We start from the raw sequence: 24,063 nt of genomic DNA on the forward strand, positions 1-24,063 counted from the left end.
ATCTGATGCTGGCCTCCACTCCAGCCAGCATCTTGAATCACAAAACAGGCCTCGACGGAATCCCCTTCGATTCTGTCAAAGGCTGAACCGCTCTAGCTGCGAGGTTTCAGGTTTTCCGGGTCATATAGAGGCTTGTAGCCGATGGAGACCACTTCGACCGGATAGGCGTCGCCGAAATATTCCACCTGAAGTTTGCGCCCTTCCTGGCAGTAGGACCAGGGCAGATAGGCGAGGGCGATGTTCCTGCCAATGGTTGGGCCATAAGCGACTGACGTTATGAACGATCTGCGGCCCAGTTCGTCGATGAGTGTTTCCCCCGTTTCCGGGTCCAGAACCGGCATGATGCCCACGGGATAACGCGCGACGCCCTTGCTGTCGGTGTTGTCCGTCATGACCAGCGTACAGAGCATGGCGGGCTGATGCTCGCGAGCCTTATATTCCTGGTGCTTCGCCTTGCCGCGGAAATCCGCCTCCTTGACCTTGGGGCGGGCAAGATCGGCCTCAAGCAGATTGTATTCCGTCAGCAGATCGGCATTTTGCAGGCGCAGGCTTTTCTCCATGCGACGGGTGTTGGCATAGGTTTCCACGCCAACGGCGATCACGCCGGTCGAGCGCAGCACGTCCCACACGGCAAGGCCGTCTTCGTAAGCCATGTGCAATTCCCAGCCCTGTTCCCCGACGTAGGAAATACGGAAGGCGGTCACGTCCTTGCCGGCGATCCTGATCGGCTTGATGGCTGCAAAAGGGAAATTCCCGGGATCGAGACCATCCGGGTTCTCAACCACCTTCTTGAGGTTTTCGCGGGCGTTCGGACCCCAGATGCCGATGGTGACATATTTCTCGGTCACATCGGTAATGGTGACATCGAAGCCCTTATCCTCTGCGATGCGGCGCATATAATGGAAATCGCGCGGACCGGCATCGGCGCCGTTGATCATGCGGATGCGGTCGGCCATGCGGATTGCCGTAAAGTCGGCGCGCACCATGCCCTCGTCATCAAGGAAATGGGTATAGATGCCCTTGCCTATATTGGCATCGCCGCCGATCTTTGCGGCGCAGAGCCATTCCATCAGTTCGACATGGTCCGGCCCCTCGATATCGTACATTGCGAAGTGCGATAGATTGATGATGCCGCAGTTTTCAGTGAGTTCCAGATGCTCGGCATTGGAGACACGCCAGAAATGGCGGTTATCCCACTCGTTTTCGCGCACAGGAACGCGGTCGCCATACTTTTCCAGCAAATGCTCGTTGGCGGCATAACCATGCGCGCGCTCCCATCCGCCCAATTCCATGAAGTAGCCGCCCAGTTCCACTTCACGTTCGTAGAAGGGAGAACGGCGGATATTGCGTGCCTTGGAAAAGGGTTCACGCGGATGGACTGCCGGATTGTAGACTTTCATCGCTGTTTCAGTGCAGCGATCCCAGATGAACTGTTCCGTCATCTGATGCGGATAGAAACGGGAATAGTCGATGGCGTGGTGGTCGATGGAGGTTCGCCCGTCGGTCATCCAGTCGGCGATCAGCTTGCCCATGCCCGGACCGTCCTTGACCCAGATGGCGACCGCATACCAAAGACCGCGCACCTTCTGGCTTTCGCCCATCGAAGGACCGCCGTCGGTGGTGACCTGCAGGAAGCCGTTGAAGGAATGGCCCTCATTGTAACCGAGTTCGCCGAGGATCGGGGTCAGTTCGATGGCGCGTTCCAGCGGCTCCAGGACCTGCTCCATGTCGAGGTCGCGCTGCGAAGGCGACAGGCGCGCTTCGTGCTTTTCCAGAAGATCACGCGGATGGCAAAGGCGCGGGTTCTTTTCCTCGTAATAACCCCACTCGATCTGACCACCCTCCGCCGTCTTCGGATCGCCGGTATCGCGCATATAGGCCGAATTGCCCTGATCGCGCATCAGCGGCCAGCCGATTTCCTTGCCGGTGCCTTCGAATTCATTATAGGGGCCGAAGAAAGTCAGCGGATGATCGATCGGCATGACCGGCAGGTCTTCGCCGACCATTTCCGCTATCAGACGCCCCCAAAGCCCGGCGCAGACGATGACATAGTCCGCTTCGATGGTGCCGCGATGTGTGACGACGCCCTTGATACGGCCATTCTCGACGACAAGCGACTGTGCCGGTGTGTTTGCGAAGCTCTGTAGCTTGCCAGCGGCCTCTGCCTGGTCGATCAGTTTGCCGGCGACCGTCTGCGAGCGCGGAATGACCAGACCTGCATCGGGATCCCAAAGGCCGCCCTGAACGAGGCTTTCCTCGATGAGCGGGAATTTTTCCTTGATTTCAGCCGGTTCCATCAGGCGCGCACGCGTGCCGAACGCCTTGCCCGAAGCGACCTTTCGCTTGATTTCATCCATGCGGGCGTCGTCGTCGACCCGCGCAACCTCAATGCCGCCTACGCGGGCGTAATGTCCCATCTTTTCATAGAAATCGATGGAATAGAGCGTGGTCCAGCAGGAGAGGAAATCGTGGCTTGTCGCATAGCAGAAATCCGATGCGTGGGCGGTCGAGCCGATGTCGGTCGGAATGCCGGATTTGTCGATGCCGACAATGTCGTCCCAACCACGCTCGATGAGATGATGCGCGACTGATGCGCCGACGATGCCGCCGAGCCCGACAATCACGACTTTCGCCTTTTTAGGAAACTCTGCCATTTTATGCGACCCTAGTTGGAATTCAACAAAACCATAGTCGTTGGCTGGTCGCGACATTTGCCTTTATACGACATATTCGCAGCGTCGGACGACTGCATCGCGGCTGCGGAAAATCATGCGGCCGCCGTGAAATACTATCCTGTCCGCGACATGCCGCAGCCTCCACAGTTTTCGGGGACGCGCTAAGCGGCAATGAGCATTTTGCGCTCCGCACGCTCCTGTTGCGGTGAACGTCCGTAGAGTTCGCGATAGCATTTGGAAAAATGCGACGCAGATACGAAACCGCAGGCGACGGCGATTTCAACAACGGGCATGGCCGATTGCAAAAGCAGGTGCCGGGCCCGATCCAGCCGGATTTCCAGATAATAGCGTGCCGGGGAGCGGCCCATCTCCTGGCGGAACAGGCGTTCCACCTGACGGCGCGAAAGCCCGATCATGTGAGCCACATTTATCAGCGCCTGCGGCTCGGAGAGATTTGCTTCCATCATCTCGATAATAGTCAGCACCTTGGAATTCTGGATGCCCAGCCGTGCGCGCAGCGGAAGGCGCTGGCGATCCTGCGGGCTGCGGACACGATCCGTCAGCGCCTGCTCACATATCTTGTTGACCAGATTGGCGTCGAAATCGTCGCCGATGAGCTTCAGCATCATGTCGAGAGACGCCGTGCCTCCCGCGCAGGTATAGATGTTGCTGTCGAACTCAAATAGATCGGCATAGACTTCAGCTTTTGGAAACGCCTCCGAAAAGCCCGGCAGGTTCTCCCAGTGGATCGCGCAGCGCTTGCCGGAAAGAAGCCCTGCCGCCGCCAGTATATGCGCGCCGGTGCAAAGTCCGCCGACCGTCACGCCGCGATTATATTCTTCGCGCAGCCAGGCAAAGACGGACTTGTTTTTGAACTGTTCGACATAGACGCCCGAACAGACGAACACCATCGACGGGCGCTGTTCACGTTGCAGAAAACGCCGCTCGTCTTCCAGCGACGCATTGACCGCACATTCGACACCGTTCGACGCGGTGACCGGTTTCCCGTCAACCGAGGTCAAACGCCATCGATAGGCGTCGTAGCCAAGCATTCGATTTGCAATGCGCAGCGGCTCGATTGCCGTGGCAAATGCAATCATCGAAAAGTTTGGAACAAGAAAAAAGACAATAGACCGCTTAACCGATGAAGCCTGGATCATAGCCCGATCGTTCCCATTCTCGAAAGCTCAGACTGCGGTTCCCGACGCAGCAGAAGCCTTGTGTCTCCGTCACGACTCCGGGTCATTTTCGAACCCGGTTTGACCGGTCGTTTTCAGACCGGCTACCCGGCTGCACCAGCCCGGATTATCCGGGGGAGGGCGATGGCGCAAACGAGATAGTGTTCTATTGAGACACAGAACAGGCAGGTTGCAAAGTGCGGCTAAATGCCTGCCGCGAAAACGTATTTAGATGTCGTGAAATTGAGGGCGAACCACATGATCGCCCTCGGTTTCGCTTCAGTTTTTTCGTGTGGGCCCGGATGTGGGGCGGGCCAGGCGATCATCGATATTCGGCCAGCCAATATCGTGCAGGATGTGTTCCGGGAGTGCTTCCAGAACCCGGCGGCTGCGCTTGATGCGCCGTTCATGCGACCAGAGTTCCGCCTGATTTCGTATCCTGGTCCAGATGTCCAGAAACCATGACGGAGCCGATGCGTCGGGCAAAGCGGAAGCGTTGCGGGCTATTCCTGTTCGGCCAATGGAAGCGGATTGAGTGAGTGTGTGGCATTGAACGGTCATTTTCTTACTCCTCGTTCGGAAAGTTCAGGTGATACGTTCGCTGCAGCTCTGTTTGTCGTGTTTCCAATGTGTGCCCTACTTGACGTTCAATCAAACGAAATATAGAAAGGTTTAAGATCAGAAAATTTGAACAATGCGCAGCGAAACGGAGTCCGTCATGACAGCGCCGGTTCAACACCCTCTTCCAATGCTCGATATTGATGTGCTGCGCACATTCGTGGCGATCGCCGATGCGGGAAGTTTTTCTTCGGCAGCGAATGCGGTGTTTCGGACGCCTTCTGCCGTATCCATGCAGATCAAGAAACTGGAGGACCAGTTGGGCGTCGCCGTTTTTGACCGCGATGCGCGTTCGGTCACGCTTACCAGCGACGGTGAAGTTCTTCTGGGATATGCCCGTCGCCTTCTGGCTCTCAACCGCGAAGCTGTGTCGAAATTCGTTGCGCCGACGGTTGCCGGCGTCGTTCGGCTCGGCTCGCCGGACGATATCGGCGAATGTGTTCTGCCGCTCGTCCTCAAACGTTTTGCCGAGACGCATCCGGGTGTGACGGTTGACGTGGTTATCGATCAGAGCGCCAATCTACGCAGGCGGCTCGATGAACGTCGGCTCGATGTGACGCTGGTCAACATCTCACATACCGTGCCGACGAGGGACGATGTGGAAATTCTCCTGGATGAGGAACTGGTCTGGGCAGGGGCGAAATGCGGCACGGCCTATCGCCGTGATCCGCTGCCGCTTTCCATATGGGAAGAAGGCTGCGCATGGCGCGGAAATGCGCTGCAAGCGCTTGAAAGCAGCGGTCGCCCCTATCGCATCGCCTATATGAGTTCGCACTCGACGGGACAGCGGGCGGCTATCATGGCCGACCTTGCAATTGCACCCTTCGGCAAGACCTTGCTGAACGATGGAATTGTCGCTCTTGGGCCGGAACATGGCTTGCCGTCGCTGGGCCGTTATCAGCTTGGCATGGTGGTCAAGCCGGAAGCCGGACCGCATATACAGGTCGTGGCCGATCATTTGCGGAATGTTTTCGAAGCCTATCGCCGGAGCGGTCGTTTCGAAACATTCCGCTCATGCTGATTGGGATTCCCGTTTCCCGAAATGTGTATCAGAGCGCGTCCCAAAAAGTATGAAGCGGTTTTCGGGACGCGCTCTAATACATTCTCTTGCCAGCAAAAATTGCTGCGCTAAATTGCCTTTGTGACAGCCGCGTGAATCGGCTTCACCGCCGGTCATGTCGGTCAGGATTTCAGGCGTGGCGCGAGGTATGGCTGGTTTGAATGGCCCGGTAATTTACGCAGTTCCCTTCCTTTTGGGCAAGGGCGCTCATCCCGTTGGAGAGACTGTTATGAAGCTGACCAGACTTGTCCCACTTGCTATCGTTCTGTGCGCTTTCACGCTTGCATCCTGTGCGAACACCGTTCGCGGTGTCGGGCGTGACGTGAAAAGCACCGCACACGCCATTCAGGATACGGTGGAATAAGCAAAGGTTTGGCCCGGGCTTGCCCGGGCCTTTTCATCGAAGCAGAAAATAGCTTACGGTGACGTGCCTGTCTGGGCGCGTTTTGTATTGGACATTGGTTGTCGTTATACCGTTTTCAGGCAGCTTGATATTCGCATCCTGCAGCAATGTGGCGATACGGTCGTTGGGGGCGGCGTCGCCGAACCACATGACAAGCAGGGGCGGTATCAGATGGCCTCTGGAATCCGGGGTTTCGGGATGTATCACCTGCAAGCCCGGATCGAATAATCTTAGATTGCCCGGTATCTGGGCATTGTCGGCCAGGATGGTCCTGAACGGTCCCTTCGCCTGAACTTCCTCGTAAAAATGTCGGTAATCAAGCTGCCCGTAAGGCGGATTGCTTGAGCCGTAAGTCAGATAATAGCCCAGAACAGGCGGAACGATGAGGGCAACCGCCGCGCTCACGGCGGCGAGGTCGATCATGGGCCGGTCGCCGGTCCGGTAGCGCGCCATCAGGCTGGCCATGAGCGCAGGCGTAAGAAACAGGACAGGCTGCAGCCAGCGATCCTTTACATTGTTTGCGCCGGTGGCAACGACGCCCGCGAGAACGATAACGATCCCCACCGCAATGAGACGCCGCAGAAATTGCTCGCCAGCGGTCAGAGGGATTGACGGAGCGGTCTTTTTTCTCCAGTGAATGAGCGCGATGACGCCTGCCACGGCAAGAGCGAGAATTGAGAACAGGAACGCGGCTTCGACCAGGCTCTCGACCCCGAGTAGCCTGTCGGAGAAAACATTTCCCGAAGCGCCGATTTCGAACTTGCTGGCGCGGGCGATGACACTCGATTTATGTGCCAGCATCCAGAACGCGGTCGGCCCGAAACAGACGGCGAAAGCGAGAACGGTGACGAGGCTCAGTTTCGAGAGCAGCACTTTCCGGTATTCCGCAACCAGCAGTCCCGTGACGATCAGCATGGCAAGAAAAAACGAGGCGTTGAACTTGCCGAGGATGGCGGCGGCCATGGCAATGCCGAGTGCGGCCGCAGAACCGGCATGGCGGGCGCGCATGTGCCACGCAAAAGCCAGAAAGGCCCACCCGCAACCTGCGGTGCCCGCTACCGAATGGGTGAGGGCGCGCTGCGATTCCCAACCGATCTGCGGGATGAGAAACAGGCCCAACATGCTGGCTGACGCCACGAGGCGCGAGAAACCCAACAGCCTCATGCCGCCATAAACGCTCAGAAACAGGCTGGCCAGAATGCTGAATTTTACAATCTGGAGCGTAAGCATGGATGTGCCGAGCACCGAAGCCGCCAGATTGGTGATCCAGGTGTAGAGCGGCGGTTGCGATCCGCCGTAACCCCATTCGAGATAGCCTATATTGGCGAGTTGCTCAGCGTCGTCCAGGCCCGCTCCATTGGAGACGGCAGTAACGAGAATTGTCTGGAAGACGAAATAACACAGCACGAAGATGACAGCCCAAGGCAATCCAAGGAATCTTCTATCGGCTGGGGAGGCCGTGGTAGCTGGTCGGTGTGCGGTCAAAAGCGATGCCCTGAATGATGAATTTCGCCGATTTAAGCTTCTTTTAAAGCGTGTTGCGTTCAATCGTATTCAGGCAACACGCTTTAAGCTTTTATTTTTACGCATGTTTTTATCCCAAAACCGGTTCCCACTTTTGGGAGACATGCTCTAGGCGCTGTGCATTTCACAGGATTGTGTCCAGATTTCAATCCGGTCACTGAGAAGTCTTGTAACAATAGCTTGCGATTTTGCAACGTGGCAGGCGCAAGAGCAATGCGCAACCGTCAGGGGCGGTAGGTCGTTCCGACGTTTTGAAAACCTGCCGGTATTGAAGAGGCTGAAAGTCGGGCCTGAACGGCAAAAACCGCGCTGCCGAACGGTGCACGGTTTTGCCAGTTACGCATGGCATCGCCGCCGAACGTTACACTGGCGGGATATACTAAGCTCCGGTACGCAGTACCAGATCCGGAGCATCGAGCGGGGTGACCCCCTCTCGTGCTCCTTTCTAGCCCAACATCGTTACCGTACGGTTATCAGAGACTTAAGCAAATCTAAACAATGCAATTTTTTTTAGCTTACTCTCATGTGGCATTCGACCGGGAGCGCAGATAATTGACGATACCCGAAAAATCGTCGCCGCCATGTCCTTCATCGTTGAAGAGGCCGTAAAGCTCTTCGGCATGGGCGCCGAGCGGCGTTTCAGCACCGGCGCTTTTGGCGGCTTCCTGCGAAAGCTTGAGATCCTTGAGCATCAGGGCCGCAGCGAAGCCGGGTTTGTAATCGCGATTGGCGGGCGATGTCGGAACCGGGCCGGGAACAGGGCAGTAGGTCGTCAGCGACCAGCATTGTCCCGAGGAGGTGGAAGCGACGTCGAACAGCGCCTGATGAGACAGTCCGAGCTTTTCTGCCAGCACGAAAGCTTCACTTACGCCGATCATCGAAATGCCGAGGATCATGTTGTTGCAGATTTTTGCGGCCTGTCCCGCACCGTCGCCGCCGCAATGGACGATTTTGCCTGCCATGGGCTGGAGAACGGGTTCGCCGCGACCGAATGCATCGTCGCTGCCGCCTGCCATGAAGGTCAATGTGCCGGCGGCGGCACCGCCGGTGCCGCCGGAAACCGGCGCATCAATGGAAAGGTGGCCGTGGCTTGCCGCCAGTTCATGCGCCTTGCGCGCGGAATCCACGTCGATCGTCGAGCAATCGATGAATAGCGAATCTTTGCGGGCCTTGGGCGCAATGTCTTCATAGACGGAAAGAACATGTTTGCCCGCCGGCAGCATGGTGATGACGACATCGGCATCCGCAGCGGCATCGGCCGCGCTTGCGGCGATGGCGAGGCCATTTGCCTTCGCCTCTTCCAGATGCTGCGGCAGCAGATCGAAGCCCCGGACGGTATGACCTGCTTTAACGAGATTGGCAGCCATCGGCCCGCCCATGTTGCCCAGGCCGATAAATGCTATTGTGGCCATGATCTATTCCTCCCTTAACTCAACGTCGTTTATCTGGACCCGATCATCTGGCGCGCAATGATCACGCGCATGATTTCGTTCGTGCCTTCCAGAATCTGGTGCACGCGCAGGTCGCGGACCAGCTTTTCGATCCCATATTCGTGAAGATAACCGTATCCGCCGAAAAGCTGCAGCGCTTCATTGGCGACATTGAACCCGGTATCGGTGACGAATCTTTTGGCCATTGCGGACCATTTGCCTGCATCATGTGTCTTGCGGTCGAGCTTGCTGGCTGCGGCATAGAGAAAAAGGCGCGACGCTGAAAGTTCCGTCTCCATGTCGGCCAGCCTGAACTGAAGCGCCTGAAAACGGTCTATCGTCTGGCCGAAAGCCTTGCGCTGGCTGCAATAGTCGAGCGACTTGTCGAGTGCCGATTGCGCGCCGCCGAGCGAACAGGCCGCAATGTTCAGACGGCCCCCATCGAGGCCCGCCATGGCGATCCTGAACCCTGTTCCTTCTTCGCCGAGCAGGTTTTCGACCGGTACGCGGCAATTATCGAAAATGACTGTTCTCGTCGGTTGGGCATTCCATCCCATCTTGTATTCATTGGCGCCGAAAGACAGACCGGGTGCATCTTTTGGCACAACGATGGTGGAAATTCCCCTGGGACCGTCCTCTCCGGTACGCACCATCGTGACATAGACATCGGTCGAGCCTGCGCCGGAAATGAACTGTTTGGCGCCGTTGAGTACATAGTGGTCGCCATCGCGCACGGCGCGTGTCCGCAAGGCTGCGGCGTCGGAGCCGGAACCCGGTTCTGTCAGGCAATAGCTGGCGAGCCATTCCATTGAAGTGAGATTCGGCAAAAAGCGGTGCCGCTGGTCTTCGTTGCCGAACGTGTCGATCATCCAGGCGGCCATGTTGTGAATGGAGACAAAAGCCGAAAATGAAGGACATGCGGTGGCCAGGGCCTCAAAAATCAGTACCGCGTCGAGCCGTTTCAGGGCCGAACCGCCGACATCCTCGCGCACATATACACCACCCATGCCGAGCGGTCCCGTCTCGCGTATGACGTCAACCGGGAAATGCTTGTCGCGATCCCACTGGAGGGCGTACGGCGCAATGCGGTCGCTGGCGAAGGCCCGCGCCATATCCTGAATGGCGAGTTGATCCTCGTTCAATTCGAACTGAGTCTGGTCGGCAGTATCCATGGTTTCCTCCCTATGAGCACCGCTTTCATGTTTCGACTAGAGCATAAGAGCGGAAGGCTGCCAACGCTCCATTGGAATAATGTTGCTCACATTTGTAATAAACCGATGCGCATTTTTGCATAGAGCACCGGCTGCCTGCCGCGGGCGTCCCGCAGTGCCGTTGCCAGCGCGCAAAGTTTAAGCTACCCACCGGTGCATGGCACGCGCAATCATGTTTCAGGGAACGGGTTCGGATGTCGGCAAGAGCGTTCTCGTTGCCGGGCTGTGCCGTGCCGCGCGCAACCGCGGCCTCACTGTGCGTCCGTTCAAGCCGCAGAATATGTCCAATAATGCTGCCGTCGCGGAGGACGGTGGCGAGATCGGCCGGGCTCAATGGCTTCAGGCGCTGGCTTGCGGTGTTCCGCCTTCGGTGCACATGAATCCCGTTCTCCTGAAGCCCCAGACGGATATGGGTAGCCAGGTCGTCGTGCAGGGGCAGGTGCGCGGTGAAGCGCGTGGCCGGTATTATCAGCAGCTAAAGCCGCAATTGATGGCGGCGGTGATGGAATCCTTTGCGACCGTCAGTGAAGGCGCCGATCTGGTACTGATCGAAGGGGCGGGATCGCCAGCCGAGATCAATCTTCGGGCGGGCGACATTGCCAATATGGGGTTTGCCACACGTGCCCATGTTCCTGTTGTTCTGGTGGGCGACATCGACCGGGGCGGGGTGATCGCCTCGCTGGTCGGCACGCATACGATCCTGCCGGAAGAAGATCGCGCCATGGTGCACGGCTTCCTGATCAACAAGTTTCGTGGCGACATCTCGCTCTTCGATGACGGTCTGGAAGCGATCACACGCTTTACCGGCTGGCGCTCGTTCGGCGTTGTGCCGTGGCTAAAGGCTGTCTCGCGCCTGCCCGCCGAAGATTCCGTGGTTCTGGAACGGGCAACGCGTGGCGATGCGAAGGCGTTGAAAGTCGCCGTGCCCATGTTGCCGCGCATCGCCAATTTCGACGATCTCGATCCGCTCAGGGCGGAAACCGAGGTGGAAGTCGTGATGGTCCCGCCTGGGCAGTCATTGCCGCACGATGCCGGACTGGTCGTTCTGCCGGGTACGAAATCCACGATTGCCGATCTGATCGCCTTTCGTGAAAATGGCTGGGAGCGTGATCTTCAGGCCCATATGCGGCGCGGCGGGCACGTGCTCGGCATTTGCGGCGGATATCAGATGCTCGGTAACCGGATCAGCGATCCGAACGGCACCGAGGGGCAGGTTCGCGATATTGCAGGGCTGGGGCTGCTCGACGTCGAAACCGTTATGGAACCGGAAAAGATCGTTCGCAATGTCGAAGCCCGTTCGCTCCTTCACGATGCATCGCTTGAGGGCTACGAGATTCATATCGGCCGTACGGAAGGCACGGACGCGGTTCGTCCTTTCTCGCGGATCGGCGACCATGATGACGGTGCCGTTTCTCCAGATGGCCGCGTCATGGGGACCTATCTGCACGGCGTTTTTGGCGCCGACGATTTTCGACGCCGCTTCCTCGGCAAGCTCGGTGTTCAAAGCTCCGGCGAAAATTATCGCGCAGGCATCGAGGCGGCGCTCGATGAACTGGCGGAGGAATTGGAGAACTGTCTCGATATCGATGCGCTGTTCGCACTCGATTGACGCCGCTCTGACGAAGGCCTAATGTTCGGCCATGCAACAGGTTTTGCCGGAACGAATCCCGGCAATGCCAAAAGGGAATGCGACGGACGGACCCATGCCGGGCGTCTTTATCGCAGCCGACCCCGCGACTGTAGAGCGGAGAGGGATGAGGCAAGCCGGATAACCGGCAGCCACTGGAAGCCAAAGGCTTCTGGGAAGGTAGCTTCACTCCTTATGACCCGCGAGCCAGGAGACCTGCCTGTTGCGTGAAGGACATCGTGTCCGCACCCGATGGGAGGTTTTCCCTGCTGCCTGCACGGAGGTTGTCATGGCTGCACATACTCGTAATTCTGTTTCCAACACCCTGGCAATGCCGCTCGCCGCCCGTTTGGGGACGGCTGTCGTTTCTCTGCTTCTCGGCGCATTCCTGATCTATGGGGTGGGGCTGGCTCATTCGGATGCGCTGCACGATTCGGCGCATGATACGCGCCATTCCTATGGCTTTCCCTGCCACTGAGCAGTCACTCCGTCATTCAGGCATTGAGGATTGAGCAACGCTCGATGGCAGTCTCTATCGGGACAGTCGCCATCGGGCTGAAGTTGCCATTGAGGAACAGATATGTTGATCCGTTATTTGCTGGCTACGCTTGCCGCGGGCCTTCTGGCAGGGCTTCTGGTGACGCCTGCCATGTATCTTAAAACCGTGCCCCTGATTTTACAGGCCGAAACCTACGAGGGCGCGGGCGGCCACAGCCATGGCGAAGCCGAAGCTGTGCCGCACGATCACGGCGCTATCGCTGAAGCGGAGGAAGAAGGGGCGGAACTCCCGTTCGGACGTCTCGGCAACACCATTCTTGCCAATCTTGTGGCCGGTGCCGGTTTCGCTCTGCTGCTTGGCGGTGTGGCCCTGGCGCTCGGGCTGCGCATCACGCCACACAACGGCATCTATTGGGGCGTTGCCGGGTTCTTTGCGGTCGCCTTCATGCCGTCATTGGGGCTTTCGCCCGAGCTTCCGGCCATGCCCGCCGCCGATCTGGCCGACCGTCAGCTCTGGTGGCTTGTCACGGTGGTTTTGAGCGGCATCGCTCTCTATCTCGTCATATTGCGTCAGGAAATATGGGCGAAGGCGCTCGGGCTTCTGCTGATCGTGTTGCCGCATCTTTACGGTGCGCCGCATCCCGAGGACATCTCATCGCCAATCCCGGCACTTCTGGCCTCGCAATATGCAGTCGCTTCGCTGGCAACGAACCTGTTCATGTGGGCGGTAATCGGGCTGGCGCTCGGCTGGTTCATCCAGCACTACGCTTCCCCGGAGATCGAAGGCTGATGGCAATGGCTCCGGTGAGAAAATCCGTTCTGGTTCTTGGCGGGGCCCGTTCGGGCAAGTCATCGTTTTCGGAAAAGCTGGTGGAAGCCTCCGGGCTTCAGCCGGTCTATCTCGCGACGGGACGCGCCTTCGACGAAGAAATGGAAAGCCGTATCGCGATCCATCGCAACCGGCGCGGGCCGCAATGGCTGACAGTGGAAGAGCCGCTCGGTCTCGTGGCGGCGCTTTCGAGACATGCGGGTGCCGACCGCTTCGTGCTGGTCGACTGCCTGACGCTCTGGATCACCAATCTCATGATGGCGGGGCACGACATAGCGACCGAAACGCAGCGGCTTACAGAAGCTTTACCGGGGCTTTCGGGACCCATCGTGTTCGTTTCCAATGAAGTTGGACTTGGCATCGTGCCGGAAAACCGTATGGCGCGGGAGTTTCGCGACCATGCCGGTTTTCTGCATCAGGCGGTGGCGTCGGTGGCCGACGAAGTTTATTTCATGGCGGCAGGTCTGCCGCTCAAGATGAAGGGATAATTCCATGCAGGGTCAGAAAATCCCGGCGACCGTAATCACCGGATTCCTGGGGTCCGGCAAGACCACGATGATCCGTAATCTCCTGGAGAATGCCGATGGCAAGCGCATCGCGCTCATCATCAACGAGTTCGGAGATCTCGGCGTCGATGGCGGCATTCTGAAAGGTTGCGGCATTGAGAGCTGCCGTGAGGAAGACGTGATCGAACTCAACAATGGCTGCATCTGCTGCACTGTTGCCGACGATTTCATCCCGACCATGACAAGGCTTCTGGACAGGGCAGAGCGTCCCGATCATATCGTGATCGAAACATCCGGTCTGGCGCTGCCGCAGCCGCTGGTCGCTGCCTTCAACTGGCCGGAAATAAAGACGCAGGTGACGGTCGATGGCGTCGTGACGGTGATCGACGCCGCCGCCGTTGCGGAAGGGCGGTTTGCGGACGATCACGACAAGGTGGACGCGCAGCGCGCGGCGGATGAATCTCTTGATCATGAAAGCCCTTTAGAGGAACTTTTTGAGGATCAGATTCATGCTGCGGACCTGATCGTGCTCAACAAGGCCGATCTCATCGATGCTTCCCGGCTGGACAACGTCAAGGCCGATGTGGCGGAGCGTTCGTCGCGCCGCGTCAACATGGTGCCCGCAAGTTTCGGCAAGCTTGGCGCCGATGTGCTGCTCGGTCTTGGCGTTGGTACGGAAGCCGATATTGCCAATCGCCGATCGCATCACGAAATTCATCACGCCGATGGACACGAACACGATCACGACGAGTTCGAGAGCTTCGTGGTGGAAGCCGGTCCGGTTGCCGATCCAAAGGCATTTACCGGGAAGCTCAAGGGTATAATCGCAGAACACGACATTCTGCGTCTCAAGGGTTTTGTCGATGTGCCGGGCAAGCCGATGCGTCTGGTCGTGCAGGCGGTCGGCTCGCGTATCGAGCATTATTTCGACCGGCCCTGGGGCAAGGATGAGGTTCGCGGCACACGCCTTGTCGTCATCGGCCTGCATGAGATCGACGAACAGGCAATCATCAAAGCCGTGAAAGACGCCGTTTTATAATGCATCTCCTGCTCGCCCAGAAAGGAACGATCAGCGACGGCAGCGAGGCGGTCGATCTCGGCCAGACACCGGGCGACATATTGTTCCTTTCCGCCGCCGATACGGAACTGGCCAGCCTTTCGCAGGCATATAAGCTTGCGAAAGAAGGCCCCACTTTACGGCTGGCCAATTTTCTGAGCCTGACACACCCCATGTCGGTGGACGCTTATGTCGAGCGTACGGCACAACATGCGAAACTCATCGTCGTACGGATCATCGGCGGTGAGACTTATTGGCCCTATGGGCTTGAAGCGCTTCATGCCTGCGCAGTTTCGCGTGGCATCAAGATTGTGGTGTTGCCGGGTGACGACAAGCCCGATCATGGGCTTGAACGGTTTTCGACGGTTTCAGCGCGGGAACGCGATGCGCTCTGGCAATATCTGATCGAGGGAGGGGCGGCGAATACGTCCCGCTTTCTTGAATATTGTATCGCTCTGATCAATGGCGGCGAAAAGCCGGAAGAGGCGGCTCCGCTGCTCAAGGCGGGGCTTTGGTGGCCCGAGATGGCCACGCCTTCACTCGGTCTCATTCGCGAACAATGGCAGGCCGGCGATGCGCCTGTTGCAGCAATCATTTTTTATCGTGCACTGGTGCAGAGCGGACAGACGCAGCCGGTCGAGGCGCTCGTCGACGCTTTGCAGGCACAGGGCCTCAATCCGCTCCCGATATTCGTCTCAAGCCTCAAGGACCGGCTTTCAGCGGCCGTTGTCGATGGACTGTTCGAGGATTGCCCGCCGGACATCGTTCTGAATGCCACTGGCTTCGCCATTTCCTCGCCGGGCGCCGAGCGCAAGCCGACCGTGCTCGACAAACGCGGCAACATGGTCCTGCAAGTGATCTTTTCCGGTACGCCGAAGGCAATGTGGGCCGCGTCGCAGCAGGGCTTGCTGGCACGCGACCTGGCGATGAATGTCGCGCTGCCGGAAGTGGACGGGCGTGTCCTGTCGCGTGCGGTTTCCTTCAAATCCGCAAAGCAGTTCGATACATCGGTCGAAGCTAATATTGTTACCCATGAACCGGATACGGGCCGCGTCGCCTTTGTGGCCGAACTGGCTGCGCGCTGGGCGCGATTGAAGCGCAAGGCACCGGAAGAACGGCGTATTGCGCTTATCCTCGCCAATTATCCGAACCGCGATGGCAGGCTCGGCAATGGAGTCGGTCTCGATACGCCCGCCGGAACGGTGGAAACACTGCGCGCCATGGCCCGCGAGGGCTATTCGGTGGGCGATGTACCTGTCGATGGCGATGCCTTCATGCGGCTTTTGATGGCTGGTCCAACCAATGCCGCACGCGATGGTCGCGAAATCCGCGAAACCATTTCGCTGAATCAATACAATGCCTTCTTCGAAAAGCTTCCCGATGCGATTCAAGGAGCGGTTGCGGCTCGTTGGGGATTGCCGGAAAACGATCCGTTCTTCGATCCTGCATCGAGCGGTTTTGCGCTGCCGCTGATGAAACTTGGCCAAACCATTGCCGGCATTCAGCCTGCGCGCGGTTACAATATCGATCCGAAGGAAACCTATCATTCTCCCGATCTCGTACCGCCGCACGGTTACATAGCCTTCTATGCCTATCTGCGTGATGTCGCCGGTGTCGATGCCATCGTGCATATGGGCAAGCATGGCAATCTGGAATGGTTGCCGGGCAAGGCTTTGGCGCTGTCGGAAAACTGCTACCCGGAAGCCGTCTTCGGACCGATGCCGCATGTCTATCCCTTCATCGTCAACGATCCGGGCGAGGGGACACAGGCCAAGCGCCGGGCAGGCGCGGTCATCATCGACCATCTGACACCGCCGTTGACGCGTGCGGAAAGCTACGGTCCGCTGAAAGACCTCGAAGCGCTGGTCGATGAATATTACGAGGCGTCGGGCGTCGATCCGCGCCGTCTGCTGCGCCTGAAAACACAGATTCTCGATCTGGTGCGTGATATCGGTCTCGACCGCGATGCGGGCATTCACGATCATGACGACGAAGACATGGCGCTGCAAAAGCTCGACGCCTATCTTTGCGACCTCAAGGAAATGCAGATCCGCGACGGGCTGCATGTTTTCGGTCTTGCACCGGAAGGACGTCTTCTGACCGACCTTCTGGTCGCGCTGGCGCGTGTGCCGCGCGGAATTCCGGTTTCGCTTGGCGGTCTGCCGGGCGAGCAAAGCCTGCAACGGGCCATCGCTCAAGATGCGGGACTTGGTGAGGATTTCGATCCGCTCGATTGTGCGATGGCTGATCCATGGACGGGACCGAAGCCGGAATTGCTCGTCGCGGCAAGTCCTGCAAGCTGGCGGATTGCCGGCGATACAGTGGAGCGGATCGAGCTGCTGGCGGCTCAACTCGTGAGCGGCGAAGTGAGGTGCCCCGACGACTGGGCGCGGACAAAGGCCGTTTTGCAATCGGTCGATGAGCATTTGCGTCCGATGGTGACATCCTGCGGACCATCGGAAATCGAAGGCTTCCTGGCCGCCATTTCAGGTCGCTTTGTGCCGCCGGGTCCGTCCGGCGCTCCGACGCGCGGCCGCCCGGATGTTCTGCCGACGGGGCGCAATTTCTTCTCGACCGATAGTCGTGCCGTGCCGACGCCTGCCGCATGGGAACTGGGCCGTAAATCTGCCGAACTGCTGATCACCCGTTACACGCAAGACCATGGCGAATGGCCGACATCGTTCGGGCTTACCGCCTGGGGTACGTCCAATATGCGCACCGGCGGCGACGATATCGCTCAGGCGCTGGCGCTGATCGGCGTGAAACCGGTCTGGGATATGGCTTCTCGCCGTGTCACCGGCTACGAAATCGTGCCGGTTGCAAAGCTGGGCCGTCCACGCATTGACGTGACGCTGCGCATTTCCGGCTTTTTCCGCGATGCTTTCCCGGAACAGATCGCCCTGTTCGACAAGGCTGTTCGTGCTGTCGGCGCTCTCGATGAGGAAGCGGAAGACAATCCGATCGCTGCCCGAATGGAGGCCGAAAAGGCGCGCCTCGTTGCAAGCGGAGCGGATGAAAAGACTGCGGAGCGCCGCGCGGGCTATCGCGTGTTCGGATCGAAGCCCGGTGCTTATGGCGCGGGCTTGCAGGCCCTGATCGACGAGAATGGCTGGGCGGGGCGCAACGACCTCGCCGAAGCGTGGCTTGTCTGGGGCGGCTATGCCTATGGTGCGGGCGAGGAAGGGCAGGCTGAGCGCGGGCTTCTCGAAGAGCGGCTTCGGTCCGTGCAGGCGGTGGTGCAAAATCAGGACAATCGCGAGCATGACCTGCTCGACAGCGACGATTATTACCAGTTCGAGGGCGGAATGGCCGCGACGGTCGAAAATCTGACCGGCGCGATGCCGAGCGTCTATCACAACGATCATTCGCGGCCTGAAAAGCCGGTGATCCGTACGCTGGAGGAAGAGCTTTCGCGCGTGGTGCGAGGGCGGGCAGCCAATCCGAAATGGATCGCCGGTGTCATGCGCCATGGCTATAAGGGCGCTGCGGAAATTGCCGCGACGGTCGATTACCTGTTTGCCTTTGCCGCCACGACCGGCAAGGTCGGCAATCACCATTTCGAGGCTGTTTATCAGGCCTATATCGCCGACAAGGCGGTGCAGGATTTCATGGCCGAGAAAAATCCTGCCGCGCTCGCTGAAACCGCCGCGAAGCTCAATGATGCGATTGAACGCGGCTTCTGGGCGCCACGCTCCAATTCGGCGCGGTTCGAGCTGGAACATCTGAGCGTAAATCTTATCAAGTTGAATCCGGAAAGGGCAGTAAATGGCTGAGAAATCTGCGAAACTTCTTTCGATGACGGAAGATGAGCTCAATGCCCGCCATGCCGACAAGATGCGTAAGAAGAAGGCAGCCCGCGACAAGATTCAGGCGACCAAGACCGACGAAAAAGGCCTCGTGATCGTCCACACGGGCAAGGGCAAGGGCAAGTCGACTGCCGGTTTCGGCATGGTTTTTCGTGCTCTGGGTCATGGCATGAAGGTCGGCGTCGTCCAGTTCGTCAAAGGCTCGTGGGATACGGGCGAGCGCTGGGTGCTCGAAAAATTTCCCGAACAGGTGACGATTTCGGCGCTTGGCGAGGGCTTTACCTGGGAAACGCAGGATCGTGCCCGCGATATCGAAATGGCGCGCGGCGCATGGGAGCAGGCCAAGGCCATGATCCTCGATGAAAGCTATGACATGGTGCTGTGCGACGAACTCAACATCGTGTTGCGCTATGACTATCTGCCAGTCGAAGAAATCATCGCGGTGCTGAAAGCCAAGCCGGAAATGAAGCATGTCATCATTACTGGCCGCAACGCCAAGGATGAACTGATCGAAGCTGCGGATCTCGTGACCGAAATGGAGATGATCAAGCATCCGTTCCGTTCGGGCGTCAAGGCGCAGAAGGGCATCGAGTTCTGATGGTCGATAGCTGGCAGTTCCGGGCTGCGGGTTTAAAACCCTAGCATCTGACGCAATGGATTGCTCGAATCCATCAGAAGGCGCACGGCAAGCGCAAGGCTGACGACGATCAGCAAAGGCTTGATGATGCGCGAACCGATCTTCATGGCGAGGCTCGCGCCAATCTGGGCGCCGATGAATTGCGCGACGCCCATGCAGATGCCGATTTTCCAGTTGATGACGCCGACGAGCGCAAAGGTGGCGAAGCCGCCGACATTCGATGCGCAATTGAGAAGCTTGGTGTGCGCCGTGGCCTTCAGTACACCGTAGCCAGCGAGCGCCACGAATGCCAGCATGAAGAAAGAGCCGGTTCCCGGCCCGAAAAGCCCGTCGTAAAAGCCGACCAGCGGGATCAGGGTGACGCCGAAGAGAAACGGCCCTACCCGACGCGCCCGATCGACATCGCCAAGGCTCGGCTTCAGCGCGAAATAGATTGCGATGGCAATCAGCAATATCGGCAGGGCAGCGCGCATGATGTCCACGGGCAGGACCGTTGCCAGAAGCGCGCCCAGCACCGATCCAAGCAGCGAAGCCAGCGCTTCCGGCCATTGCTGGAGGATATTCACGTGTCCTTTTCGCGCATAGGCGATGGTTGCCGATGACGAACCGAAAAGCCCTTGCAACTTGTTCGTGCCGAGCGCCTCGACGGGAGGAATCCCGGCCAGAAGCAGGGCAGGGATCGTGATCATGCCCCCGCCGCCGGCGATGGAATCGATGATGCCGGCAATGAATGCGGCAGCCGTCAGAAGCAGGGTAAGCGAATCGAAGAATTCAAACATAAGGGGGAACCCAAGGGTGAGGTTGGCGCAACATAGAGCAGCGATGCCGGGAGCGCCAGTGGCCTGTTGAGGTAAGTGCTACTCAAGCTCCGGCGGTCGAAATTCACCATTTTCGCTACGGCCTGCCGCTTTTCGATCAAGACAGGGGGCGCTTTTGTCGGTCGAGATTGTTTTCCTGTTTGTCCAACGTTATTCATACAGGCAGATCGACTGGTTTGAGGGGTTCGATGAACGAGAGCATCTTTGAGCGGATTACTGCATTTCTGAGCAGGAAAAGTGCTGTGCAGCGTGTGGCCGACGATCCGGCGCTGGCATCGGAACTGCTTTTGCTGTTGCACGTCGTATTTGCCGATGGCGATCAGCATCCGGCTGAAATAGCAGCGTTCAAGGAAATAGCTGAGAAAAGCTTCGGCATTTCGCCGGAAGAGCTTCCCGAGGTGGCGGAATATCTCAAGGATTTCGCCTATGAGACGACGACCATGCAGGCGGCCAACATGCTGGCCGAAATGGCGCCGGAACGTCGCTTTGCGCTGCTTGGCGAACTGGTGAAAATCGCCTGTTCCGACCATCGGCTCGATCGTTCGGAAGCCGAGATGATCCAGCGTATCGCCGATACGCTCGGCGTCAAGCCGGAGGAACTGCACAAAGCGCGCCAGTCCTAGGGCCGTGGTTTTGGGCCATTACAGGACAGCACTTGGGATGGGCAGTTCGTCGGGGGTAACATTCGATGAACTTCGGGCGCTTGCCGCGCGGGTATTGTCGCAGGGAGCCTGTCGGAAACCAGATGCGATTGCAACGCTTGCAGCGAGGCGGGATTTCGTATGGGAGGAACTTGCAGCACATTACGGCTGCGCGCTTCTTTATTTTGAAGCGGCGCGACTTGAGCAAGAAACGGCCCGCCTGAAAAACCCATCCGAAGTCGTTTTCCGGTCTGTCGGATGCCACGGCGTAGCGGAAGCCGCTGCGCTGGCGGCCATAGGCGCGGATGGTTATCTGCTGGTCGAGAAAACAGCGTCGGCCCGTGCAACGGCTGCTCTGGCCCATGCGGGAGAACCACATCCGGCGCTTACGAAGGAAACGCCATGACCGTTCATTTTATCGGCGCCGGTCCCGGCGCGGCAGACCTGATTACCGTGCGTGGCCTGCGCCTGATCGAACGATGCCCCGTTTGCATCTATGCAGGCTCCCTGGTGCCGAAGGAAGTTGTCGCGGGCGCGCCGAAAGAGGCGCATCTGGTGGACAGTTCGGCGCTGACCCTCGATGAAATCATCGCAGAAATGGAGGCGGCACACGCACAAGGGCTGGATGTGGCGCGGGTCCATTCCGGTGATCCTTCCATCTATGGCGCCATGGCCGAACAGATGCGGCGGCTGGACGGGCTTGGCATTCCCTATGATGTGACGCCGGGCGTACCGGCTTTTGCGGCCGCCGCCGCCGCCATGAAGCAGGAACTGACGATACCTGGGGTCAACCAGTCGATCATCCTCACGCGGACGTCGATGAAATCCTCGGCCATGCCGGAAGGCGAGAACCTCGCGATATTTGGACGGTCGGGCGCGACGCTGGTCATACATCTGTCCATTCGCAACCTCGCCAACATCGAGGCTGAGCTTATCCCGCTTTACGGGGCCGATTGCCCGGTGGTGGTGGCCTATCGCATCGGGTGGCCGGACGAACAAATCCTTCGCGGCACATTGTCGGACATTGCGGCGAAGGTCGAAGTGGCGGACCTCAAGCGCACCGCGATGATTTTTGTCGGGCGCGGGCTCGATCCGAAGAATTTTCGCGATTCAGCTCTCTATCATGAGGCGCACAGCCATGCGGCGCGCTCAAAAACAGAGGGTTGAGCGCGCAAATTCCATCGCTTCTTCAACCGTCGCGACGACAGTTTCTGCCAGGACAGGCGGGCGGGCGATCATCAGGACCGGGATGAAGAGGTCGCGTGCGGCCTCGATTTTCCCGTAGGATATGCTGCCGCCGGAGTTGCGGCAGACGATCAGTCCGATCTTTCTGTCCGCGAGAAACCGCTTCTCCAATTCACGACTTTCCGGCCTTGCCAGAACGATTTCGCAATGCGCTGGAAGCGTCACTTCGGGCGGATCGATCATGCGAAGGGTGAAATGGGCGTCCGCGCATTCGGCAAATGGAGCGATATGCTGGCGACCGAGAGCGAGAAAGACACGTTCGCCCCTCGGGATCATGGCGGCGGCCTCGGTTTCATTTGCGACGTCGATCCAGTGATCGCCGGGCTGCCGTTGCCAGGCCGGTCGTTCGAGACGAAGCAGCGGGATGTCCGCGACCTTCGCTGCCTCGATGGCGTTCCGTGAAATACGGGTTGCATAAGGATGCGTCGCGTCGATGATCAGGCCGAACTGACCGGCGGTCAGACAGGCCGACAACCCCTCCACGCCGCCAAAGCCGCCAACCCGCACCGAACCGGCGACGGGAGCCGGATTTGCCGTGCGTCCCGCAAGCGATGTAACCACATCGACGGAGCGGGCTTGCAGTGCGGCGGCAAGTCTCGACGCTTCCGCCGTGCCGCCGAGGATAAGTACCCTGGGGTCAGACGCGGGCAAGGATGTTTCCCTTGCGGTCTGTCACGATGATTTCCACCGCAACGGGTGCGCCGCGCAGCGTTTCGAGGGCCGTTTCGCGTGCCTTGAGCGCAATCGGCGTTGCCATGTCGATGCCGATTGCCTGAGTCATTTCAAGGATTTCCAGCGCTGTGTTCGCAAGGAGAATCCGGTTCTTCATATCTTCCGGCGCACCGGCCTTTCGGGCGACGGTCCATAGGAAGTTTTTATCCACCTGTGAGCGGGAGGAGTGAAGATCGAGCGCGCCCTGAGCGAGCTTGGTCAGCTTGGCGAAGCCGCCGGCAATGGTGAGCTTGTCGATGGGATGTTCGCGCAGATATTTGAGTACGCCTCCGGCGAAGTCGCCCATGTCGAGAATGGCGAAGTCGGGCAGGTTGTAGAGCGCCTGTGCGGCGTCTTCCGAGGTCGAGCCGGTCGCGCCGAGCACATGATTTTGCCCGGCGGCGCGCGCAACGTCGATGCCGCGATGGATCGAATGAATCCAGGCCGAGCAGGAGAAGGGGTGCACCACGCCCGTGGTGCCGAGAATGGAAATGCCGCCGACGATACCGAGGCGCGGATTCCATGTCTTCATGGCGATTTCCTCGCCGCCGGGTACGGATATGGTGATGACCAGATCGGCGGGGAGGCCGTATTCGGCGCATATCTGTTCGCAGATTTCCGTCATCATGCGGCGCGGAACCGGATTGATCGCGGCTTCGCCGGGCGGAATCTGAAGTCCCGGCCGGGTGACGGTGCCCACGCCTTCGCCCGCCCGAAACTGAATGCCGGTGCCGGGTGGAGCAGGAAAAACCGTCGAGATGATTGTCGCGCCGTGAGTGACGTCGGGGTCGTCGCCCGCGTCCTTCACGATGCCCGCCATGGCATAGCCTTCGCCAAGCCCTTCATAGGCGAGCTGAAAATAGGGCACTTCACCCTTTGGCAGGATGATGCCGACAGGATCGGGAAACTCGCCGGTGATAAGCGCTGTCAGCGCTGCCTTGGTGGCGGCCGTGGCGCAGGCGCCAGTGGTCCAGCCACGCCGGAGTTCGGCTTTTTCCTGACTTTTATTCATGGGGGCGGTTTCGTCATTCATGGACGCCTTATAATGTATCTGATAGCTGTGCCGCTAGTGGTCTGATTCCGACATTTGCATTCCTCGGATACAGGCGTTGAGCAAATGTCGGAATCGAAAAGACCACTAGTCACTTTATGTATCTAGTGGATTTTTCGAATTTGACGTTTGAAACAGCATCTCATTCAGTCGGGATCCAAACGTCAAATTCAATCCACTAGTGGTCTGATTCCGACATTTGCATTCCTCGGATACAGGCGTTGAGCAAATGTCGGAATCGAAAAGACCACTAGTCACTTTATGTATCTAGTGGATTTTTCGAATTTGACGTTTGAAACAGCATCTCATTCAGTCGGGATCCAAACGTCAAATTCAATCCACTAGTGGTCTGATTCCGACATTTGCATTCCTCGGATACAGGCGTTGAGCAAATGTCGGAATCGAAAAGACCACTAGTCACTTTATGTATCTAGTGGATTTTTCGAATTTGACGTTTGAAACAGCATCTCATTCAGTCGGGATTCAAACGTCAAATTCAATCCACTAGAGCGGTTCCCTCACAAATGGAATCGCTGGC

21 protein-coding genes and 1 riboswitch are annotated in these 24,063 nt (G+C 58.4%); of the genes, 12 read left to right on the plus strand and 9 right to left on the minus strand.

Annotated elements, in window-relative coordinates; all coding sequences use genetic code 11:
* Positions 1 to 92: 92 nt before the first annotated feature.
* From FHS76_RS07365 to FHS76_RS07375, 3 genes are all read right to left on the minus strand, one after another.
* Positions 93 to 2,654 (minus strand): GcvT family protein, encoded by a 2,562-nt coding sequence (locus tag FHS76_RS07365; RefSeq protein WP_183650188.1) that lies wholly within the window; start codon positions 2,652 to 2,654, stop codon positions 93 to 95.
* 182 nt (positions 2,655 to 2,836) lie between these two features.
* Positions 2,837 to 3,835, minus strand: a complete 999-nt coding sequence (locus tag FHS76_RS07370; RefSeq protein ID WP_183650191.1) for a GlxA family transcriptional regulator — start codon at positions 3,833 to 3,835, stop codon at positions 2,837 to 2,839.
* A 297-nt stretch (positions 3,836 to 4,132) separates the two neighbouring features.
* Positions 4,133 to 4,414 carry a DUF1127 domain-containing protein gene (locus FHS76_RS07375; protein ID WP_183650194.1) on the minus strand — a complete coding sequence of 94 codons (282 nt, stop codon included), beginning with the start codon at positions 4,412 to 4,414 and terminating at the stop codon, positions 4,133 to 4,135.
* Between the two features lie 157 nt (positions 4,415 to 4,571).
* On the opposite strand from FHS76_RS07375, the gene FHS76_RS07380 reads away from it, so the two are divergent.
* Together FHS76_RS07380 and FHS76_RS07385 are read left to right on the plus strand one after the other, a co-directional pair.
* Complete coding sequence (locus FHS76_RS07380; RefSeq protein WP_183650197.1) at positions 4,572 to 5,492, plus strand: LysR family transcriptional regulator; 921 nt, start codon at positions 4,572 to 4,574, stop codon at positions 5,490 to 5,492.
* A 268-nt stretch (positions 5,493 to 5,760) separates the two neighbouring features.
* Positions 5,761 to 5,895, plus strand: coding sequence for an entericidin EcnAB (locus FHS76_RS07385; RefSeq protein WP_183650200.1), 135 nt, complete (start codon positions 5,761 to 5,763; stop codon positions 5,893 to 5,895).
* Between the two features lie 33 nt (positions 5,896 to 5,928).
* On the opposite strand, the gene FHS76_RS07390 is transcribed toward FHS76_RS07385, so the two are convergent.
* The 3 genes from FHS76_RS07390 to FHS76_RS07400 all read right to left on the minus strand — a co-directional run bounded on the left by FHS76_RS07390 (position 5,929) and on the right by FHS76_RS07400 (position 10,060).
* Positions 5,929 to 7,362 carry a glycosyltransferase family 39 protein gene (locus FHS76_RS07390; RefSeq protein WP_235992608.1) on the minus strand — a complete coding sequence of 478 codons (1,434 nt, stop codon included), beginning with the start codon at positions 7,360 to 7,362 and terminating at the stop codon, positions 5,929 to 5,931.
* Between the two features lie 617 nt (positions 7,363 to 7,979).
* Positions 7,980 to 8,870 carry a 3-hydroxyisobutyrate dehydrogenase gene (mmsB, locus tag FHS76_RS07395; protein ID WP_183650206.1) on the minus strand — a complete coding sequence of 297 codons (891 nt, stop codon included), beginning with the start codon at positions 8,868 to 8,870 and terminating at the stop codon, positions 7,980 to 7,982.
* A 29-nt stretch (positions 8,871 to 8,899) separates the two neighbouring features.
* Entirely contained in the window at positions 8,900 to 10,060 is a 1,161-nt protein-coding gene (locus FHS76_RS07400; protein ID WP_183650209.1) for an isobutyryl-CoA dehydrogenase, read from the minus strand.
* A 196-nt stretch (positions 10,061 to 10,256) separates the two neighbouring features.
* On the opposite strand from FHS76_RS07400, the gene FHS76_RS07405 reads away from it, so the two are divergent.
* From FHS76_RS07405 to cobO, 7 genes are all read left to right on the plus strand, one after another.
* A complete protein-coding gene (locus FHS76_RS07405) occupies positions 10,257 to 11,708 on the plus strand; it encodes a cobyric acid synthase (protein ID WP_183650212.1) in 1,452 nt (483 codons plus the stop codon).
* A gap of 21 nt (positions 11,709 to 11,729) precedes the next feature.
* A riboswitch (cobalamin riboswitch) is annotated at positions 11,730 to 11,964 on the plus strand.
* 51 nt (positions 11,965 to 12,015) lie between these two features.
* Positions 12,016 to 12,204, plus strand: coding sequence for a CbtB domain-containing protein (locus FHS76_RS07410; RefSeq protein WP_183650214.1), 189 nt, complete (start codon positions 12,016 to 12,018; stop codon positions 12,202 to 12,204).
* 102 nt (positions 12,205 to 12,306) lie between these two features.
* Positions 12,307 to 13,014 carry a CbtA family protein gene (locus FHS76_RS07415; protein WP_183650217.1) on the plus strand — a complete coding sequence of 236 codons (708 nt, stop codon included), beginning with the start codon at positions 12,307 to 12,309 and terminating at the stop codon, positions 13,012 to 13,014.
* Positions 13,015 to 13,019: 5 nt separating this feature from the next.
* A complete protein-coding gene (gene cobU, locus FHS76_RS07420; RefSeq protein ID WP_183650934.1) occupies positions 13,020 to 13,541 on the plus strand; it encodes a bifunctional adenosylcobinamide kinase/adenosylcobinamide-phosphate guanylyltransferase in 522 nt (173 codons plus the stop codon).
* Between the two features lie 4 nt (positions 13,542 to 13,545).
* Positions 13,546 to 14,598: a cobalamin biosynthesis protein CobW gene (cobW, locus tag FHS76_RS07425; RefSeq protein WP_183650220.1), complete on the plus strand. Its 1,053-nt coding sequence runs from the start codon at positions 13,546 to 13,548 to the stop codon at positions 14,596 to 14,598.
* Complete coding sequence (cobN, locus tag FHS76_RS07430) at positions 14,598 to 18,389, plus strand: cobaltochelatase subunit CobN (protein WP_183650223.1); 3,792 nt, start codon at positions 14,598 to 14,600, stop codon at positions 18,387 to 18,389. Before cobW ends, cobN begins: the two co-directional genes overlap by 1 nt.
* Positions 18,382 to 19,020 carry a cob(I)yrinic acid a,c-diamide adenosyltransferase gene (cobO, locus tag FHS76_RS07435; protein ID WP_183650226.1) on the plus strand — a complete coding sequence of 213 codons (639 nt, stop codon included), beginning with the start codon at positions 18,382 to 18,384 and terminating at the stop codon, positions 19,018 to 19,020. Before cobN ends, cobO begins: the two co-directional genes overlap by 8 nt.
* A 32-nt stretch (positions 19,021 to 19,052) precedes the next feature.
* Here the strand turns inward: cobO and FHS76_RS07440 are convergent, their stop codons facing one another.
* The gene (locus tag FHS76_RS07440; protein WP_183650229.1) at positions 19,053 to 19,838 is read right to left on the minus strand and encodes a TSUP family transporter; all 786 of its coding nucleotides are present in this window, start codon (positions 19,836 to 19,838) and stop codon (positions 19,053 to 19,055) included.
* A 227-nt stretch (positions 19,839 to 20,065) separates the two neighbouring features.
* Between FHS76_RS07440 and FHS76_RS07445 the strand changes: the two genes are divergently transcribed.
* From FHS76_RS07445 to cobM, 3 genes are read left to right on the plus strand one after another with little or no spacing between them, the layout of a single operon-like run.
* On the plus strand, positions 20,066 to 20,500 hold the full coding sequence (locus FHS76_RS07445) for a tellurite resistance TerB family protein (protein WP_183650233.1): 435 nt from the start codon (positions 20,066 to 20,068) through the stop codon (positions 20,498 to 20,500).
* Between the two features lie 37 nt (positions 20,501 to 20,537).
* Positions 20,538 to 20,924, plus strand: coding sequence for a cobalamin biosynthesis protein (locus tag FHS76_RS07450; RefSeq protein ID WP_183650235.1), 387 nt, complete (start codon positions 20,538 to 20,540; stop codon positions 20,922 to 20,924).
* On the plus strand, positions 20,921 to 21,685 hold the full coding sequence (cobM, locus tag FHS76_RS07455) for a precorrin-4 C(11)-methyltransferase (protein ID WP_183650238.1): 765 nt from the start codon (positions 20,921 to 20,923) through the stop codon (positions 21,683 to 21,685). Before FHS76_RS07450 ends, cobM begins: the two co-directional genes overlap by 4 nt.
* Here the strand turns inward: cobM and FHS76_RS07460 are convergent.
* Together FHS76_RS07460 and FHS76_RS07465 are read right to left on the minus strand one after the other, a co-directional pair.
* The gene (locus FHS76_RS07460; RefSeq protein ID WP_183650240.1) at positions 21,668 to 22,414 is read right to left on the minus strand and encodes a cobalt-precorrin-6A reductase; all 747 of its coding nucleotides are present in this window, start codon (positions 22,412 to 22,414) and stop codon (positions 21,668 to 21,670) included. The two genes, cobM and FHS76_RS07460, sit on opposite strands and share 18 nt — an antisense overlap.
* Positions 22,401 to 23,507 (minus strand): cobalt-precorrin-5B (C(1))-methyltransferase, encoded by a 1,107-nt coding sequence (locus tag FHS76_RS07465; RefSeq protein WP_183650243.1) that lies wholly within the window; start codon positions 23,505 to 23,507, stop codon positions 22,401 to 22,403. Before FHS76_RS07465 ends, FHS76_RS07460 begins: the two co-directional genes overlap by 14 nt.
* Positions 23,508 to 24,063: the final 556 nt, after the last annotated feature.

The sequence above is a fragment of the Brucella daejeonensis genome (assembly GCF_014199265.1).
Classification (GTDB): domain Bacteria; phylum Pseudomonadota; class Alphaproteobacteria; order Rhizobiales; family Rhizobiaceae; genus Brucella; species Brucella daejeonensis.